The 15499-nt window shown below is 61.8% G+C and carries 13 protein-coding genes and 1 pseudogene; 9 read left to right on the top strand and 5 right to left on the bottom strand.

The genetic code is table 11. The annotated features are described in order from the left end of the window. Positions 1–28 precede the first annotated feature (28 nt). The 6 genes and pseudogenes from grpE to LRP59_RS00235 all read left to right on the top strand — a co-directional run bounded on the left by grpE (position 29) and on the right by LRP59_RS00235 (position 6310). On the top strand, positions 29–694 hold the full coding sequence (grpE, locus tag LRP59_RS00260; RefSeq protein WP_002514482.1) for a nucleotide exchange factor GrpE: 666 nt from the start codon (positions 29–31) through the stop codon (positions 692–694). Between the two features lie 73 nt (positions 695–767). Continuing rightward, positions 768–1910: a molecular chaperone DnaJ gene (gene dnaJ / locus LRP59_RS00255; RefSeq protein WP_002514481.1), complete on the top strand. Its 1143-nt coding sequence runs from the start codon at positions 768–770 to the stop codon at positions 1908–1910. Between the two features lies 1 nt (position 1911). Beyond that, positions 1912–2373 carry a heat shock protein transcriptional repressor HspR gene (locus tag LRP59_RS00250; protein WP_002514480.1) on the top strand — a complete coding sequence of 154 codons (462 nt, stop codon included), beginning with the start codon at positions 1912–1914 and terminating at the stop codon, positions 2371–2373. A gap of 103 nt (positions 2374–2476) precedes the next feature. After that, a complete protein-coding gene (locus LRP59_RS00245) occupies positions 2477–3385 on the top strand; it encodes an SGNH/GDSL hydrolase family protein (RefSeq protein WP_002514479.1) in 909 nt (302 codons plus the stop codon). A 103-nt stretch (positions 3386–3488) separates the two neighbouring features. After that, positions 3489–4532: pseudogene (locus LRP59_RS00240) on the top strand (zinc-binding dehydrogenase). A 200-nt stretch (positions 4533–4732) separates the two neighbouring features. After that, on the top strand, positions 4733–6310 hold the full coding sequence (locus LRP59_RS00235) for an aspartate:alanine exchanger family transporter (RefSeq protein WP_002514475.1): 1578 nt from the start codon (positions 4733–4735) through the stop codon (positions 6308–6310). A 41-nt stretch (positions 6311–6351) separates the two neighbouring features. On the opposite strand, the gene LRP59_RS00230 is transcribed toward LRP59_RS00235, so the two are convergent. Beyond that, on the bottom strand, positions 6352–7710 hold the full coding sequence (locus tag LRP59_RS00230; RefSeq protein WP_002514474.1) for an amino acid permease: 1359 nt from the start codon (positions 7708–7710) through the stop codon (positions 6352–6354). A 155-nt stretch (positions 7711–7865) separates the two neighbouring features. On the opposite strand from LRP59_RS00230, the gene LRP59_RS00225 reads away from it, so the two are divergent. Further along, on the top strand, positions 7866–8246 hold the full coding sequence (locus LRP59_RS00225) for an NUDIX domain-containing protein (RefSeq protein WP_049785437.1): 381 nt from the start codon (positions 7866–7868) through the stop codon (positions 8244–8246). Between the two features lie 35 nt (positions 8247–8281). Here LRP59_RS00225 and LRP59_RS00220 read toward each other — a convergent pair whose 3' ends face one another. The 4 genes from LRP59_RS00220 to LRP59_RS00205 form a co-directional block, all read right to left on the bottom strand. Then, the gene (locus LRP59_RS00220) at positions 8282–10705 is read right to left on the bottom strand and encodes an ABC transporter permease (RefSeq protein ID WP_002532961.1); all 2424 of its coding nucleotides are present in this window, start codon (positions 10703–10705) and stop codon (positions 8282–8284) included. After that, entirely contained in the window at positions 10702–11436 is a 735-nt protein-coding gene (locus LRP59_RS00215; RefSeq protein WP_002514471.1) for an ABC transporter ATP-binding protein, read from the bottom strand. The genes LRP59_RS00220 and LRP59_RS00215 overlap by 4 nt, the downstream gene beginning before the upstream one ends. A gap of 145 nt (positions 11437–11581) precedes the next feature. Further along, positions 11582–12256 (bottom strand): response regulator transcription factor, encoded by a 675-nt coding sequence (locus LRP59_RS00210; RefSeq protein WP_002514470.1) that lies wholly within the window; start codon positions 12254–12256, stop codon positions 11582–11584. A 30-nt stretch (positions 12257–12286) separates the two neighbouring features. Then, complete coding sequence (locus LRP59_RS00205) at positions 12287–13486, bottom strand: sensor histidine kinase (RefSeq protein ID WP_002514469.1); 1200 nt, start codon at positions 13484–13486, stop codon at positions 12287–12289. A 236-nt stretch (positions 13487–13722) separates the two neighbouring features. On the opposite strand from LRP59_RS00205, the gene LRP59_RS00200 reads away from it, so the two are divergent. After that, a complete protein-coding gene (locus LRP59_RS00200) occupies positions 13723–14910 on the top strand; it encodes an Nramp family divalent metal transporter (RefSeq protein WP_002532960.1) in 1188 nt (395 codons plus the stop codon). After that, positions 14907–15476, top strand: coding sequence for a flavin reductase (locus tag LRP59_RS00195; RefSeq protein ID WP_002514467.1), 570 nt, complete (start codon positions 14907–14909; stop codon positions 15474–15476). The genes LRP59_RS00200 and LRP59_RS00195 overlap by 4 nt, the downstream gene beginning before the upstream one ends. Positions 15477–15499: the final 23 nt, after the last annotated feature.

The raw sequence follows: 15499 nt of genomic DNA, 5'->3' as shown, positions 1-15499 counted from the left end.
CGGCCGGCACTCACGTGAAGGAACACAGATGACTGATAAGAACGTCAATCCCGACGACGACCAGGCCGACGAGAACCGCGACGACAACGTCGACGAGCGTTTTGCCGACATTGTTGGTGACGTCGACATCGACGCTGATCAGTTGGCCACTGACTCGCCGGCTCCGGAGGAACTGTCCCGTGAGTCCCAACTTGAGGCTCTGCTGGCCGAGCGTACCGAGGACCTGCAGCGTCTACAGGCCGAATACGTCAACTACAAGAGGCGTGTTGACCGTGACCGCGCGCTGTCGCGTCAGTCCGGTGTGGACAAGGTCATCACCGACCTTATGCCGGTGCTCGACTCAATCGCCATGGCTCGTCAGCACGGTGAGGTTGAGGGTGGTTTCAAGCTCGTCGTCGACGAGCTGGAGAAGGTCGCCAATAATCACGGCCTGACCAGTTTCGGCGAGGTGGGTGACGTCTTTGACCCGAACCTCCACGAGGCACTCATGCAGATGCCGATGGAGGGGGTCTCCGTCACCTCCGTCAGCCAGGTAATGCAGCCCGGCTACAAGCTTGGCGATCGCGTCCTGCGTCCGGCACGTGTGGCCGTCTCGGACCCGGATCCCAACGCAACCTCAGCCGATGAATCCAGCCAGGCTGATGGCGAGTCCGCTCAGGCTAACGAGGATGACGAGACGCCGCGTAACGAGTGACGGCGATCTTGGCCGACTACGATGAGGCCACCATGACCGCAAATCCGACGATGGCCAGGGAGGGAGGAATTAGATGAGTACCAAGGACTGGGCTGAGAAGGATTACTACAAGATCCTCGGTGTCTCCAAGGACGCGAAGCCCGAAGAAATTAAGAAGGCGTTCCGCAAGATCGCCCGGGACAACCATCCCGACTCCCACCCTGGTGATAAAGCCGCTGAGGCTCGTTTCAAGGAGGCCTCGGAGGCCAACGACGTGCTGTCGAACGCCAAGAAGCGCAAGGAGTACGACCAGGCTCGTAGCCTGTTCGGATCAGCAGGCGGGTTCCGGTTCCCGCGTGGTGGAGCGCAGACCAGCGTCAACGTGGAGGATTTTCTACGTACTGCCTCCAACGGGGACGGGTTCGGTGACCTGTTCGGCAATCTCTTTGGGGCTAGCGGGGGACGTCGCACAGCGTCCCGGTCGCCACGTCGGGGAGCTGACGTTGAGGGGGAGACGACGATTTCCTTCGACGATGCCGTGTCTGGGACCACCGCCACTATGGACATGGTCTCTCAGGCACCCTGCCAGGCATGTCGGGGGACTGGAGCTCGGGCTGGTACCGTTCCGCGAGTGTGCTCGACCTGTCAAGGGTCGGGTATGCATGCTAGCTCGGCTGGTGGGGTGTTCGAGATGACCGAGCCCTGCCCGGATTGTCACGGTCGAGGCATGATCGTTCAGGACCCCTGTCAGGTCTGCCACGGATCGGGTCGGGCTAAGTCTACCAAGTCTATGCAGATCCGCATCCCTGCCGGGGTGGAGGATGGTCAGCGCATTCGCATTAAGGGCAAGGGGTCTCCTGGCGAGAATGGCGGGAAAGCGGGTGACCTTTACGTCAAGGTGACGGTGCGTCCACACGAGATCTTTGGTCGTGACGGCCACAACCTCACCGTCACCGTGCCAGTGACCTTTCCAGAGGCCACTCTAGGCGCCGAGGTGGAGGTGCCGACTCTAGCGGGAACGACCGTTCGACTGCGTATTCCGGCTGGGACACCGAATGGCCGTACCTTCCGGGTGCGGGGGCGTGGAGTGCCGCGTTCCGACGGCAGCAGGGGGGATCTACTCGCCACCGTTGAGATTGCTGTCCCGGAGAGTCTTGACGACGACGCCCGGCATGTCGTGGAGAGACTTCGTGATTCCCTCCCCCAGGCCACTCCGCGACCATGGGAGGTGAAGTGAGATGGTGAGGCGCAGCAGGAATCTATCCGACGCTGTTGATCTTGCGGTGATCGACAAGGACGCTGCCATCTTCGCCATCTCAGTGGCGGCAGAGCTCGCCGGAATGCACCCTCAGACCCTGCGCACTTACGATCGGCTCGGGCTTGTAGTGCCCGAACGCACTCGGGGGCGGGGGCGTCGCTACTCGATGCGTGACGTTGCTGCGTTGCGGATGGTCCAGCATCTGTCCCAGGAAGAGGGGATTAACCTCAACGGCATCCGAAGGATCCTTCAGATGGAACGTAGGATCGAACAGTTGTCGGAGCAGGTGGACGAGCTCACCGACACCGTGCGTGGGATGCAAGTGGCGCGTTACCAGGGCAGTGAAGATCCGAGAGTCTTTACTGCTGAGTCGACCGGCCGGGTGCATATGGGTCGGACGGTCGTTCATGCCCAGTTGGCACTGCCTTCTCATCGTGGTTGACTTCAGACCACGATGGTGTGGCCTGCTGTGAATCTGCTGAACGCAGATTGGACTCCTGCTGCGAGAGGTATGCAGGTGAGGCTTGGTAAGGCAGGATGAGAGCATGAAGAGAATTCTTAAGATTCTCAGTGTTGTGGTCGCTGTGGTGATCGTGGCGGGAATAGCGATCGGGTTGCGACCTTATGCCCATGCCTTCGGGTCGGTGTTTCAGATTCGCTACAGGCCCAGAGCCGCGAGCGCGCCGGGCCCGGCAACGAGCGCGTTCTCTGCTGTCTCGTCGACGGTCACGCCGTTACAAGCTCCAACACCTGCGGCGTACGCAGCTGGGCAGGTGACAGAGCATGGCGGAACTTTGGTGACCCTCGGCCTGGGTGATTCGGTGCCGCAGGGCGGCACATGTACCGGCTGCACGACGTTCATCGAGAGAGTCGGCACCGATATGGCACGTAAAGCCGGGGTGAAGGCTGCTGTGCATAACGAGTCGGTATCGGGATACAAGACCGCTGACCTATTGACCCAGCTTGAGTCCAATAACGCGAAGGCTCTGCTGGCAACGTCTGATCTAGCGATAGTGACGATCGGTGCGAACGACTTCGACCTCGACACAATGGTGGGTCAGTGTGCTCATTCTGATGCGTCATGTATAGCTGATGATGTTAACGGTGTGACTGATCGGGTGCGGACGATCCTGGAACGCGTCAAGGCCGCGATGAAGACGCCGAGAGCGACTGTTGTCGTCACCGGGTATTGGGACGTGGGGCTGGACGGCAAGGCGGGCCGCGAGAACGGGCCCGACTACGTCAAGGTGACCGATATGATCACCGAGGCCTTCAACGCCAACGTCAAGAAGATCGCCCACGAGGTCGGAGCGGTCTACGTCGACTTCCGTACCCCGTTTAGGGGAGCAGATGGCACGCGTGATGACACAGCACTGCTCACTGACGACGGGGATCATCCATCCGAGCAAGGGCACAAAGTGCTAGCGGAGGCTGTCGAGGCCGCACTGTCCTGATCGGCTGGAGTAGCGAGCAAACCGCAGGATGCCGTATTAACCTTGGCATCAATAGCGTTGGCAGTTGGCAATGGGGTCGGCGCGCTCGCAGAGGGGATCAACGATGACAGAAACCATGCTTGCTGAACGTTTCCACGCCGCAGATCGGTCTATCACCCTCGAAGATATCCCGATCCCGCACCCGGGACCCGGTGAGGTGCTTGTCAAGGTCGCTTACTGCGGTATTTGCCACTCTGACCTGAGTCTCATTAGCGGTGCGTTCCCTGCAGCTCTGCCGGTAGTGACTCAGGGCCATGAGGCATCCGGAACCATCGTCGAGCTCGGTGCGGGCGTCATCGGTTGGAAGGAGGGTGACCGCGTCATCCCATCCGCCGGTCGCCCCTGTCTCAAGTGTCGCAAGTGCCGCCGCGGTGCCTTCACGGACTGACAGGATCTGAACCTCATGGCTTTTGCCTACGACGGCGCATGGGCTGAGTACCACATTGCGCAGGCCTCCGGTATGACGAAGATCCCTGACAACGTCCCACTGGACCAGGCCGCTCTGCTCGCAGACGCCGTATCTACCCCGTATGCTGCCGTCGTGCGTACCGGCAAGGTCCACATGGGCAATGCCGTGGCCGTGTGGGGCGTCGGCGGTGTCGGAACCCACCTCGTCCAACTAGCCAAGCTTGCCGGCGGCGTCCCCGTCATTGCTATTGATCTCAATGACGCTGTCCTCGAGCGCGCTAAGCGAGTCGGCGCCGACCACACTCTGCGTAGCGACGACCCCGAGCTCATGCAGAAAAACGAGGACATCACTCATGGCCGCATGATCGACGTCGCCTTCGACGCCGTCGGCATCAAGCCGACGCTGCGTGCCTGCGTCGACTCCCTCGACGTCGATGGCAAGGCGGTTTCGGTCGGGCTGTCCGCCCAGGACATCGACGCTGGTCCATTCCTCAACTTCAACCTGCAACGCAAGCAGGTCCTCGGCCGCCTTGGTTACAAGTCTCAGGACATCGCCCTGCTCGCCGAGATGTTGTCCTATCACCGCCTGGACCTCACGGAGTCCATCTCAAAGGTCATCCCGTTGAAGGATGTCGAGAGTGGCATCGCGGAGCTCGAGTCCCACCAGGGCAACCCGATCCGCATCCTGGTCAAGCCCTGATGGAGCGCATCACGGGTGCCGTCGCGATTCGTTGTGGCGGCACCTTCGCGTTGGGCGGCATCAATCCATGCAGCTGTGTGCAACCTCTGTGTCTGAGCGAAGGCCTACAATTCAAGGGTTAAGTCCCGGATCGACCGGGATTGCTGCGACGACGCATCCTGCCGTCGCGGCGGGAACGTCGGCACGATGCCAGGAGCTTCATGACAGTACTGACCGACTTTCTTGCCACGCATCAACTGCTGACGATCCTGATCGTCCTGGCCTCCGGCGCCTTGCTAGGCCAAATCAAGTTCGGCCCGTTGAGATTTGGTGCCGCTGGAGCCCTGTTTATGGGGCTGGTCGTCGGGGCCCTTGATCCTCGCTTCGGTCAAAACCTGGGGATGATCAAAGGCCTAGGCGTCGTGCTGTTCTGCTACACCGTGGGCCTGGCTGCTGGATCGACCTTCTTATCTGACCTCAAACGTCAGTGGGGCCTCATGCTCGCCGGTGTCGTCGGATTGGCAGCGATGGCCGTAGCTGGACTCGGCCTGGGGCGACTCTTCGGTTTAACCCCGGCTCACGTTGCGGGTCTGTACGCCGGTGTCCTCACCTCACCAGCCATTGACGCCGCATCGACGGCTACCCATGGAGCCGCAGATACTCTTGTGGGGTATGCGCTGTCCTATCCCGTGGGCGTCGTCGTCGGGCTCATTATGGTCGCAATCATTGCTAAGAGATGCTGGCCGGCCAGCAAAGACAACACCTCAATGGCTGAGGCTGGGCTTACCGCGGTGTCGACAGTCGTCGACCGGGAGACATCGATCCGGCAGACCCCTGGCTTTAGTGACGACCAGGTTCGGATGTCCTATCTGCTGCGCGACGGCGAGATGCGATTGGCCACCCCCGACGACGACCTCCACGTCGGTGATCAGGTGCTGGTGGTCGGAAACCCTGACGACGTCAATCGTGCTGTCGAGCACCTCGGGCACGTCTCCGAGCGCACCCTCACCAACGAGCGCAACGAGCTCGATTTCCGGCGCTTTGTGGTGTCCAACCCGGCTTTGGTGGGCCGCACCTTAGGCAGCATCGATGTGCGCGGACGTACCAGTGGCAAGGTGACGCGAGTACGTCGCGGTGACCTCGATATGTTGGCTCGCAGCGACATCGTCCTGCAGCCAGGAGATCGGGTGCTGTGTGTTGTGCCAGCTCATCGCCTTTCCGACGCTGCGGACCTCTTTGGCGACTCTGAGGCTCACGTCTCCCAAGTGGATGCTCTGTCTTTGGGATTGGGTGCTGCTCTTGGCTTATTGCTCGGTGCCCTCATGGTGGCCCTGCCCAGGGGGTTGCAGTTCGAGCTGGGAACCGCTGCTGGGCCGCTGGTCATGGGCATGATCTTGGGATCGATTCACCGCACGGGGCCGCTGCGGTGGCAATTGCCGCACGCGACGAACGCGATTCTGCGTCAGCTCGGGCTCATGATCTTCCTGGCCTGCGTCGGGCTGGCGTCCGGGCCAGCATTCTTGTCCCAGGCGGTGAGCGCGACGGGTCTGGCGGTTATTGCCGTCTCGGCTGTGACCCTAGTCCTTGGTGGTGCGATCGTCATCGCAGCAGCCTGGTGTATGAAGCTTTCGGCCCAACGCGCTACGGGTGCTTTTGCAGGCTTCGTTGGTCAGCCCGCCATCCTTAGCTACGCCAACTCTCTCGTTAATGACGAACGGATCGAGTCGGCCTACGGTGCCCTTTTCGCGTTGGGAACCGTCGTCAAAATCCTGCTGGTACAGGTGATTGTGCTGGTCTGAATGGCTTCGGCACCGCCGATCGGCCGTTGTTACCCGATCGTTTACAAAGTCTGACGGCGCCGTGACACCCGCCACCCTAGGCCCAGGACAGTCAGCCAGATGGGGCCGATAGCCACGGCGATCCGGTAGGGCGGCATGGTTGTCATGACGACGACCATGAGTACCAGGAAGGCCAGCACGATCCAGTTGGTGACGGGGGCTCCCGGCATCGTGAAACGCAGCTCGGAGCGGGCTTCAGGATCGAGACGGCGACGAAAGAACATCTGGGTGATGATGATCGTCGCCCAGTTGATGATTGCGGCGATCATGGCGATCGACATGATGTACACGAACGCCTGTTCCGGCAGCAGCCCGACGACGACCACTGCAATAGCTGTTACGGCGCTAGACAGAAGTACCCCGGCCCACGGCGACCCGGCCTTATTTACCTTGCCGAGGAAGGCGGGGGCATCCCCTTGATGGGCCAGGGCGTGGAGCATGCGTCCATTGGCGTACAGACCAGAGTTATACGCCGAGATCGCTGCGGTGAGAACGACGAGGTTGAGGATGGCTGCCGCTCCCGGGATCCCGACGAGGTCGAAAATCTGGACGAAGGGGCTGGCATTTCCGTCGATCTTCGTCCACGGGACAATCGCCACCATGACGATGAGCGCACCGACGTAGAACAGCAGGATGCGCCCGACGACTCGGTTAATGGCCCTGGGGATGGAGCGCTGCGGATCTTCGGCCTCACCGGCGGTGATGCCGATGAGCTCGGTGCCGCCAAAGGAGAACATGACGACGATGATCCCGGCGAGCATCCCGGTGACGCCGTGAGGCAAAAATCCGCCATTGCGCCACAGATTGCCGATGCCAGTCGCCGGGGTGGAGCCGGTGCCGAAGAATATGATCCACAGGCCCAGGACGATCATGGCAATAATCGCGACGACCTTGATGATGGCGAACCAGAACTCCACTTCTCCGTAGGCGCGGACGTGGAGGAGGTTGACGGTTGTGACGATGGCAAGCAGTACCGCCGCTGACACCCACCGGGGGACGGCAGGGAACCAATAGTTGATGTAGATCCCGACCACCGAGAGCTCGGCCATCGACACGAAGATGTAGTTGAACCAGTAGTTCCAGCCGGAGATGAACCCGGGGAGATCTCCCCACCACTGGTGCGCGTACTCACTGAAGGCACCCGAAGTCGGGTTGTGGACGCTCATTTCGCCAAGAGCTCGCATGATGAGATAGATCACTACGCCACCAACGAGGTAACTGACGATGACCGCCGGTCCGGCGGCCGCGATAGAGTCGGCTGCTCCGTAGAACAGACCGGTTCCGATTGCGCCACCCAAGGCGATGAGTTGGATGTGTCGGTTGCGCAGACTGCGATGCAGTTGCTGGTCGGGTTCGGTCACGGTTTGTGAGTTTAGAGGCGGGTGTCGATGGGAACCGGTGTTGATCGAAGGGTGGGCGCGACGTGGCGCCGTCCATCCAATGTGTGGTGGCCCGGCGGGATGGTTCCGGCCGATACCCTGACCGCGTGATATTCAACCTAGCCGCCGTGTGCCTGATGCGAGGCCGGACTTGCCTCAACGTCCGCAAGAAGGGGGCCGATCACGTCATCTTGCCGGGAGGCAAGATTGAGCTGGGGGAGACCCCGCTGGAGGCCGCCATTCGCGAGGCCCGAGAAGAAACCCGTCTGGTTCTTGATCCGGCCGACCTCACTCACCTCGGCACCTTTGACGCCCCCGCAGCTAACCATGACGCTGACGGCATCCGGTGTGCGGTCTACGTGTGCAACTGGCGTGAGATCTTGCCTGAGCCCGTCCCAGACTCCGAGATCGTCGAGTACGAGTGGACTGACCTCGACCACTGCTATGACGACGTGCGTCAGGCCCCGCTGCTGTGTGACCGGGTTATCCCGGCTTTACGGCAGCAGGGCTTGCTGTAAACTTCACTCAGTCGCCACGAGGGCGCTAGGCCTGCTCACTCCTCAGCTAGTGCGACGGCCGGCTTGATCGTGGCTCCTCGACGGCCTGGGATCACCGATGCCAGCCATCCGGTCAGCACGGCAACGAGGGCGACGATGAGCAGCTGCAACCATGGCACGGATGTCTCGACGGTCATGAGGGAGCCAAAAAGGGCGTGGGATCCGGCGATGCCGTACCCAATCCCCAGGGCAATGCCCAGGATCGCTGCGATGCCTGAGAGCATGAGCGCTTCTTTGCCGAACATCGATCGGACCTGTGCGCGGGTCAGGCCGAGGGCGCGTAACAGTCCGATCTCACGGGTGCGCTCTACCACCGATAGACCCAAGGTGTTCGCGACGCCGACTATGGCAATGATGACCGAAATCACCAGCAACCCGACGACCATCCCAAGCATGATGTTGATGATCTTGTCCATCTGGGCTTTCTGATCGGCCGATGACGTGACCGTCACCCCTGGGTGGGTCGACATCGACTTGGACAGGGCCTGGGTGGCCTTGGACTGATCGGTGCCGTCCTGATAACGCACCCGGATTTCAGTGGGTTGGGCATGGGGCGCCAGCTTGGTGAGGATGCCTTGGGTGACGATGAGTCCCTCGTTGTCCTTGCCGTGTCGTACCAGGGTCAGATTGGCTTTCTTGCCATTAACGGTGACGGTGATCTTGCTGCCATCGGCGACCCCAGGCAGCGCTCCCACAGCGTGGCTGTCGTCGAGTCCCTTGGCAGCGGACTCGTCACGGACGACCTTGGGGAACTCCGGAGACGCTGCCTGGACAGCGACCTTTGTGGCCTTGCCACCGGCCTCAACCGTGCCGGGGACCGTCGTCACAGTGGCGACCTGACAGACACCGTCGGACCTCTTGACGTCGCCAATGGTGGCGTTGTTGAGTGGGCCCTGGGCTCTCACAGTAGCGTCAACGGGGAAATGCCCGTTCATCATGTTGCCAATGGAGGCCCGACCGGTGGCGGCACCCGTCGCAACGGTGGCGATGAGGGTGACGCCGATAAGCAAAGCCGACGCCGTTGTGGCAGTGCGGCGTGGGTTGCGTTGGGTGTTCTCGATAGCCAGCTCCCCGGGAATCCCGCCAAGACGAGCGACACCGATGGCTCGGCCTAGGCTTCCGATGAGGACAGGAGCTAACACGAGCACTCCGGCAAAGCTGATGAACCCGCCGGCGACCCCGCACATCACGGCATTCTTCGTCTCCATATCGCTCGTTGCGCAGATGATGACAAGGGCAGTACCAGCGAGGAAGAGCAGCGTTCCGAACCCGACGCGGACCCGTCCAATCTTGCGAGTGGGCGTCTCAGTCACCGGCTGGAGTGCCACCACTGGAGTGACCTTGGTGGCGCGTCGTGCCGGAGGCAAGGCAGCCAGAGTCGTGACGACCACACCTACAAGGATTGGGATGATGCAGGACGTCACGGTGACGCTCACTGAGGTGTCGATCGGGGATCCAGCAGCCTTGAGGCCCATAAGCATGAGCTGGGTGACGCCGATACCCAGGGCAGTTCCGACAACCGACCCGATAAGACCGGCGATGAGCGCTTCCCCGAGAACCGAGCGTCGCACCTGTTTTCGGGTGGCACCGATGCAGCGCGCCAGGGCGAGGGTGCGAGTGCGTTGTGCGACGAGGATCGTAAAGGTGTTGACGATGACGATCGCGGCTACAACCAGGGCGATCACGGCAAAGGCTCCCATGAAGGTCGTCATGGCGGCGAATCCCTGGGAGGCTTGGTTGGCCTCATAGGCTCGCTCGTCGTCGGCGGTGCGGACCGTTGCTGTGGTGCCGACAACCTTCGAAACCTCCTGCGCGATCTGCGAGGCAGGGCGGTCGGAGTTTACGTACACGGTATTGGCACCGGAATGACCGCTGATGCGTCCCAGATTGGCGGCCGATAGGTAGATCTCCGGGGAAGTCGGGGTGGTCGTGGTGCGAGCGTCCGGGTCGAGCACACCAACCACGGTGAGGGTGATGGGCTTCGCACCGTTTCGGGAGGGGTCGTTGACGATGATCTTCGATCCGATCCCGGCGTTGTTGTCGGCAGTGGATTGGTTGACGGCTACCTCGTCCAGCTTGGCTGGTGCTCGGCCCTTGACCAAGTGGGGATGGGCCGGGACCAGGTGACCGTTGACGAAGGAGGCCTGCCCGTTGTCGGTGCGCTGGAGGAAGGCGTTACGGGTCTGCTCCACTGAGGTCACGCCGGGCACTGCGGCAACCTTGTCGACAGTCATCGAGGACATAGGCTTCGAGGGCTCCTTAGCGGTCACCACTGCGGTGGCGTCCCCGACAGCTGCTGCCTGGATACGTAGCGTGTAGGCCTTGATCGAGTCCATCAACATCAGCGTGCTGGCTACGAAGGCCACACCAATGATGACGGCGATCATCGTGGGTATAAGACGACGACGTTCGTGGATCATGCCAGGACCTCCTGGCTGCGAGCGGTCGAGACCTGGCCGTCGGTTACGGTGACGATGTCGTCGGCCCTGGCAGCGGCGTCGTGATCATGGGTGACCATGACGACGGTCTGACCAAGATCGTCGACGCAGTGACGCAGGAAGGTGAGCAGATCGTCGCTGGCCTCCGAATCGAGGGCGCCGGTCGGCTCGTCGGCGACGATGACGTCGGGGCGGGTCACCAGGGCGCGGGCGACGGCGACGCGCTGCTGCTGTCCGCCAGACATCTGCGACGGCTTATGGCCAAGACGCTCGGTAATGCCGAGCATTCCGGTGATGTGGTCAAACCATTCCTTGTCGACCTTGGTGTGCGACAGACGCAGCGGCAGGGTGATGTTGTCAGCAACGCTGAGAGTGGGCATGAGGTTGAAGGATTGAAACACGAACCCGACGTGCTGGCGACGTAGCTTGGTGAGGGCGTCGTCGTCGAGATGGGTGATCTCGGTATCGCCAATCCACACCCGGCCCGAAGTAGGGGAGTCGAGCCCGGTGATGCAGTGCAGCAGGGTTGACTTACCCGAACCTGACGCTCCCATGATTGCGCTGAACCGCCCGGCAGGAATGTCGAGGGTCACCGACCGCAGGGCTCTCACAAGGGTCGTCCCGGACCCGTATGTTTTAGTGAGGTCGAGAGTGCGGACCGCTGAGGCCGTGCGAGACGTTGTGGTGGGTGCGGCCGTCACTGAGGCAGACATGGAAACTCCTGTGTCAGAGGTTTAACAACACCTTTGACGCTAAGGGTGTTTTCCCTCGTCACGCATCGGTCCCGGGAGTGGTTTCGGCTCTCCTACCGCAGGAGGATGTTGCCCGTCCTCGGCAGCGCCGTAGTCAACTGAAAGGTCAGCGACCCGGACGCACTAGACCGGCATCATAGGCCGTGATGACCATGGAGACGCGGTCGCGCAGCCCCAGCTTCGACAGGATGTGGCCAATGTGGGTTTTGACGGTCGTCTCGGCCAGGTAGAGCCGTTCGGCGATCTCGGCGTTCGTGAGTCCTTCGCCGACGCAGGTAAGCACCTCGCGCTCCCGGTCTGAGAGGGTCTCGACGAGCTTCGGGTCGGTTGTGGTGGCAGCCCCTTCGCCCTGACGGGGGATGAACCTCTCGATGAGGCGGCGGGTAGCCGATGGCGCGACGACGGAATCACCGTCGCGCACAGCGCGAATGGCGGCTAGTAGTTCGGTGGGCCCGGCGTCTTTGAGCATGAATCCGGACGCTCCTGCTCGCAGCGCAGAGTGGACGTACTCGTCGAGGTCGAAGGTCGTCAGCACGAGGATCTTGGCCTCAGGGTGGCTTGTCATGATCTTCTCGGTGGCGCCCAAACCATCAAGGACGGGCATCCGGATATCCATGAGAACAACGTCGGGGGCCAACTCGTCGACGAGCTGTAAGGCCTCAGCTCCGTCATTAGCCTCCCCGACGACGGACATATCCGGCTGGGCGTCAAGGACGAGGCGGAACCCGGCGCGCACCATCTGCTGGTCGTCGGCCAGGAGGAGTCGGATCGGGTCGGTCATGGCGTGGTCCTTCGGGGCTCAAACTGACGATCAACGGGTAGGGATGACGGCACGGACTCGGAACCCGTGGCCCGGGCGACTCCCTACCTCAAGGGTGCCACCCCAAGCGGACATTCGTTCTCGCATCCCCACCAGGCCATGTCCGGACCCGTCGGCGCGCTCGATACCCGTGACGCTAGTACCTCGTCCATCGTCGAGAATTTCCAAGGTGACGTCATCGGGGTGGTGACTGATGGTGACATGGGCAGTTGCCGTCGGGCCGCCGTGCTTAAGGACATTGGTGAGGGCTTCTTGGACGACGCGGTAGCAGGCGAGTTCGGCGCCTTGGGACAACGGTTCGTGATATTCCGAGCGGCCTTTGATTGTCAGAGTGATGGCGAGAGTTCCCTTCATCTCCCTGATGAGGTTGGGGATGTCGTCAAGGCCCTGAGTGGGGGCCAGCTGCGGGCCAGCATCGTTGTCACGCAGCACACCGACGAGACGTCGAGTCTCGTCAAGGGCGTGACGGGCCGTCGTAGCGATCGTGTCGAGGGCCTGCCCGCTGGCTGACAGTCGGGTCTCGATATCGCCGGCCTCTTCATGGTGAGCTAGGTAGGCGCCACCGTCTGCCTGCACCACGATGACCGACAAGGAGTGGGCGACAATGTCGTGCATGTCCCGGGCGATCTTGGCCCGCTCCTCCTGGGTGGCCAGCCTGATGCTTTGGTCGCGCTCGCGCTCCAGGTCGATGGCACGTTGGCGCAACGCTGCCATGGTTTGACGTCGGTCTCTCGTGGCGCTGCCGGCAAACCACGCTGCCAAACAACTGGCCATGCACGCGATGATGATGACGCAGAAGCGGATGAGGTGAGTGTTATAGCTGATGGGTTCGGAGGTCGTCGGGGCGAATCCCCAGCTCACCCCGGCGGAAACCGGGCCGACGACGCACATGGCCAGCCAGAATCTGCGCCGGGGCGGGTCGGTCTTCAGCGACACCTGATAGAGGATGACGGGGACTAGGGTGTTTTGCGGTGACGGGAACGGGTAGACCGCTAGCTGAAGGATGTGTGAGGCGACTAGCACCGAAGCGGTCACTTCCGGCTTGGTGCGGGCCCACACCCAGGACGCACAGACAGTCAGTACCCACAGCGCCATCCATGCGCGGTAAGCGGTGTTGTGGTTGGTGTCGTGTCCCCACGTCGCGAATGCGGCGATGAGGACGAGGAAGGCCATTACTGAATCGAGGATCATGGGGCGGGCGTGCAGCCATCGGTAACTACGACGCAAACGTCCCGGGGGGCGTCGTATGGGGACCGAAGCGCTGCTCACCTTCCTGACCCTACGGCTACCAGAGGCGTGTGACATCCTTCCGTCGGTGGATTCCCCTACGGTTCAGCCCGCTGCCTGACGGGTGACAGCTGTGGCGTTTTGGGGCTCCTTGCCTGAGGGGACATGATGGCGATGTGAGCAACCGAGTGATACGCCTTATGGGCCCAGCTTTCGTCGCCGCCGTGGCGTACGTCGACCCGGGAAACGTCGCCGCGAACCTAGCAGCCGGAGCCGGCTACGGCTACTTACTGGTATGGGTGCTCGTCGTCGCCAACGTCGTAGCGATGCTGGTGCAGTATTTGTCCGCCAAGCTCGGGTTAGTTACCGGACATTCCTTGCCTGAACTTGTCGGAGAAGCACTGCCGCGTCGTGGTAGTCGTCTGGCCTATTGGTTTCAGGCCGAGCTCGTCGCTGCCGCCACTGATCTGGCGGAGGTCATTGGTGGAGCGGTGGCCCTGCAGCTTCTGTTCGGGCTCCCACTGATCGTAGGTGGACTTATGACCGGGGCGTTGTCGCTGGCGATTTTGGCGATCCCGTCGCGTCATGGCCAGCGCACCTTCGAGATCGTCATTATCGGGATGCTCGTCGTCATCGCCATCGGGTTCACCGCCGGTCTCGCTTTTTCCCCGCTGTCATGGGGTGGGGTCGCGTCAGGCCTAGTGCCCCGGTTTGAAGGCACTGAAACCGTCATGCTCGCCACGTCGATGCTGGGCGCTACAGTCATGCCTCACGCGGTATACATGCACTCTTCCCTGGTGCGCGATCGCCACGGAACCGACGACAGGCCAAAACGGATTACTACGCTGTTGCGAGCAACCCGATGGGATGTCGCGGTCTCTCTGGTGCTGGCAGGATCGGTGAATATTGCGATGCTGCTGTTGGCTGCGGCGAGCCTGCAAGGTGTTAAGGGTATCGACGGCATAGCTGAGGCTCATGCAGCCATGAGTAACTCAATGGGGCCGGTAGTGGGGCTTATTTTCGCGGTGGGGTTGTTCGCGTCAGGTCTGGCTTCAACCTCCGTTGGCGCGTATGCCGGAGCTGAGATCATGGCCGGGCTTCTCCATATGAGGGTGCCGATGCTGGTCCGGCGACTTGTGACGATCATCCCGGCGCTAATCATTCTGGCATCCGGAGCCAATCCGACTCAGGCCCTCGTCTGGAGCCAGGTGCTGTTGAGCATGGGGTTGCCGCTCGTGTTGGTGCCGTTGGCTCGGTTCACCGGCGATCGGCAGCTGATGGGCCAATGGACGAATGGGCGTGTCATGGCCGTCATCGCGTGGATCGTCGTGGCAGCAGTCTCGGCTCTCAACGTGGTTCTCGTCGTCGAGACGGTCATGGGTGCATGATCCTTGAGGGCAGTTTTCTGGCGACAATCGTGAAAATGAGTGACAAACTCAAGTGGGTGACGACGCCGAACCCCGCACCGACCTCTGCCCACGATTTGGCCAACGATTTGGCCACTGCATTTCGCGGGTACCCTGCTGGAGTGGCGATCCTCACGACGATGGGAGCGGCTGGGCCCGAGGGCTTGACGGTCTCCTCCCTGGCGTCGGTGTCAGCCGTCCCGGCTGTTGTGTCGGTGTCGTTGGGTAATGGTTCGACGACCCTGGCCACCCTGACGGAGGAGTCCCGCGTCATCGTCCACATGCTTGACGCAGATCGCGCCGACCTCGCTGATGACTTCGCTGTACCAGGAGCCGATCACTTTGCCGACACCGAGTGGGTGCCGAGCGCTGAAGGGGCGCCCCGGTTAGAGACACAGGGGCCCATTTTGCATGGTTTCGTTCAGTCAATGACTGATACCGGATCGGCCACACTCATCGCGGTGACGATTGATCGGATCGAAGCTGGGAATCGCCATGCCCCAGGGTTGGTGAGGATGGCTCGGGGGTGGCACGAGATCCCTCGCTAAACCTTTCGTGACCCACGTTTTCG

The sequence above is a fragment of the Cutibacterium sp. 37298 genome (assembly GCF_023838685.1).
GTDB lineage: Bacteria > Actinomycetota > Actinomycetes > Propionibacteriales > Propionibacteriaceae > Cutibacterium > Cutibacterium acnes.
The sequence above is the reverse complement of the archived record's forward strand: the minus strand, read 5'-3'. Positions and strand labels throughout refer to the sequence as shown.

Bases quoted from the DNA above. Each gene is read 5' to 3' on its own strand.
- grpE (WP_002514482.1), top strand. From the start codon at position 29: ATGACTGATAAGAACGTCAATCCCGACGACGACCAGGCCGACGAGAAC.
- dnaJ (WP_002514481.1), top strand. From the start codon at position 768: ATGAGTACCAAGGACTGGGCTGAGAAGGATTACTACAAGATCCTCGGT.
- LRP59_RS00250 (WP_002514480.1), top strand. From the start codon at position 1,912: ATGGTGAGGCGCAGCAGGAATCTATCCGACGCTGTTGATCTTGCGGTG.
- LRP59_RS00245 (WP_002514479.1), top strand. From the start codon at position 2,477: ATGAAGAGAATTCTTAAGATTCTCAGTGTTGTGGTCGCTGTGGTGATC.
- LRP59_RS00235 (WP_002514475.1), top strand. From the start codon at position 4,733: ATGACAGTACTGACCGACTTTCTTGCCACGCATCAACTGCTGACGATC.
- LRP59_RS00225 (WP_049785437.1), top strand. From the start codon at position 7,866: ATGCGAGGCCGGACTTGCCTCAACGTCCGCAAGAAGGGGGCCGATCAC.
- LRP59_RS00220 (WP_002532961.1), bottom strand. From the start codon at position 10,705: ATGATCCACGAACGTCGTCGTCTTATACCCACGATGATCGCCGTCATC.
- LRP59_RS00215 (WP_002514471.1), bottom strand. From the start codon at position 11,436: ATGTCTGCCTCAGTGACGGCCGCACCCACCACAACGTCTCGCACGGCC.
- LRP59_RS00210 (WP_002514470.1), bottom strand. From the start codon at position 12,256: ATGACCGACCCGATCCGACTCCTCCTGGCCGACGACCAGCAGATGGTG.
- LRP59_RS00205 (WP_002514469.1), bottom strand. From the start codon at position 13,486: ATGATCCTCGATTCAGTAATGGCCTTCCTCGTCCTCATCGCCGCATTC.
- LRP59_RS00200 (WP_002532960.1), top strand. From the start codon at position 13,723: ATGGGCCCAGCTTTCGTCGCCGCCGTGGCGTACGTCGACCCGGGAAAC.
- LRP59_RS00195 (WP_002514467.1), top strand. From the start codon at position 14,907: ATGATCCTTGAGGGCAGTTTTCTGGCGACAATCGTGAAAATGAGTGAC.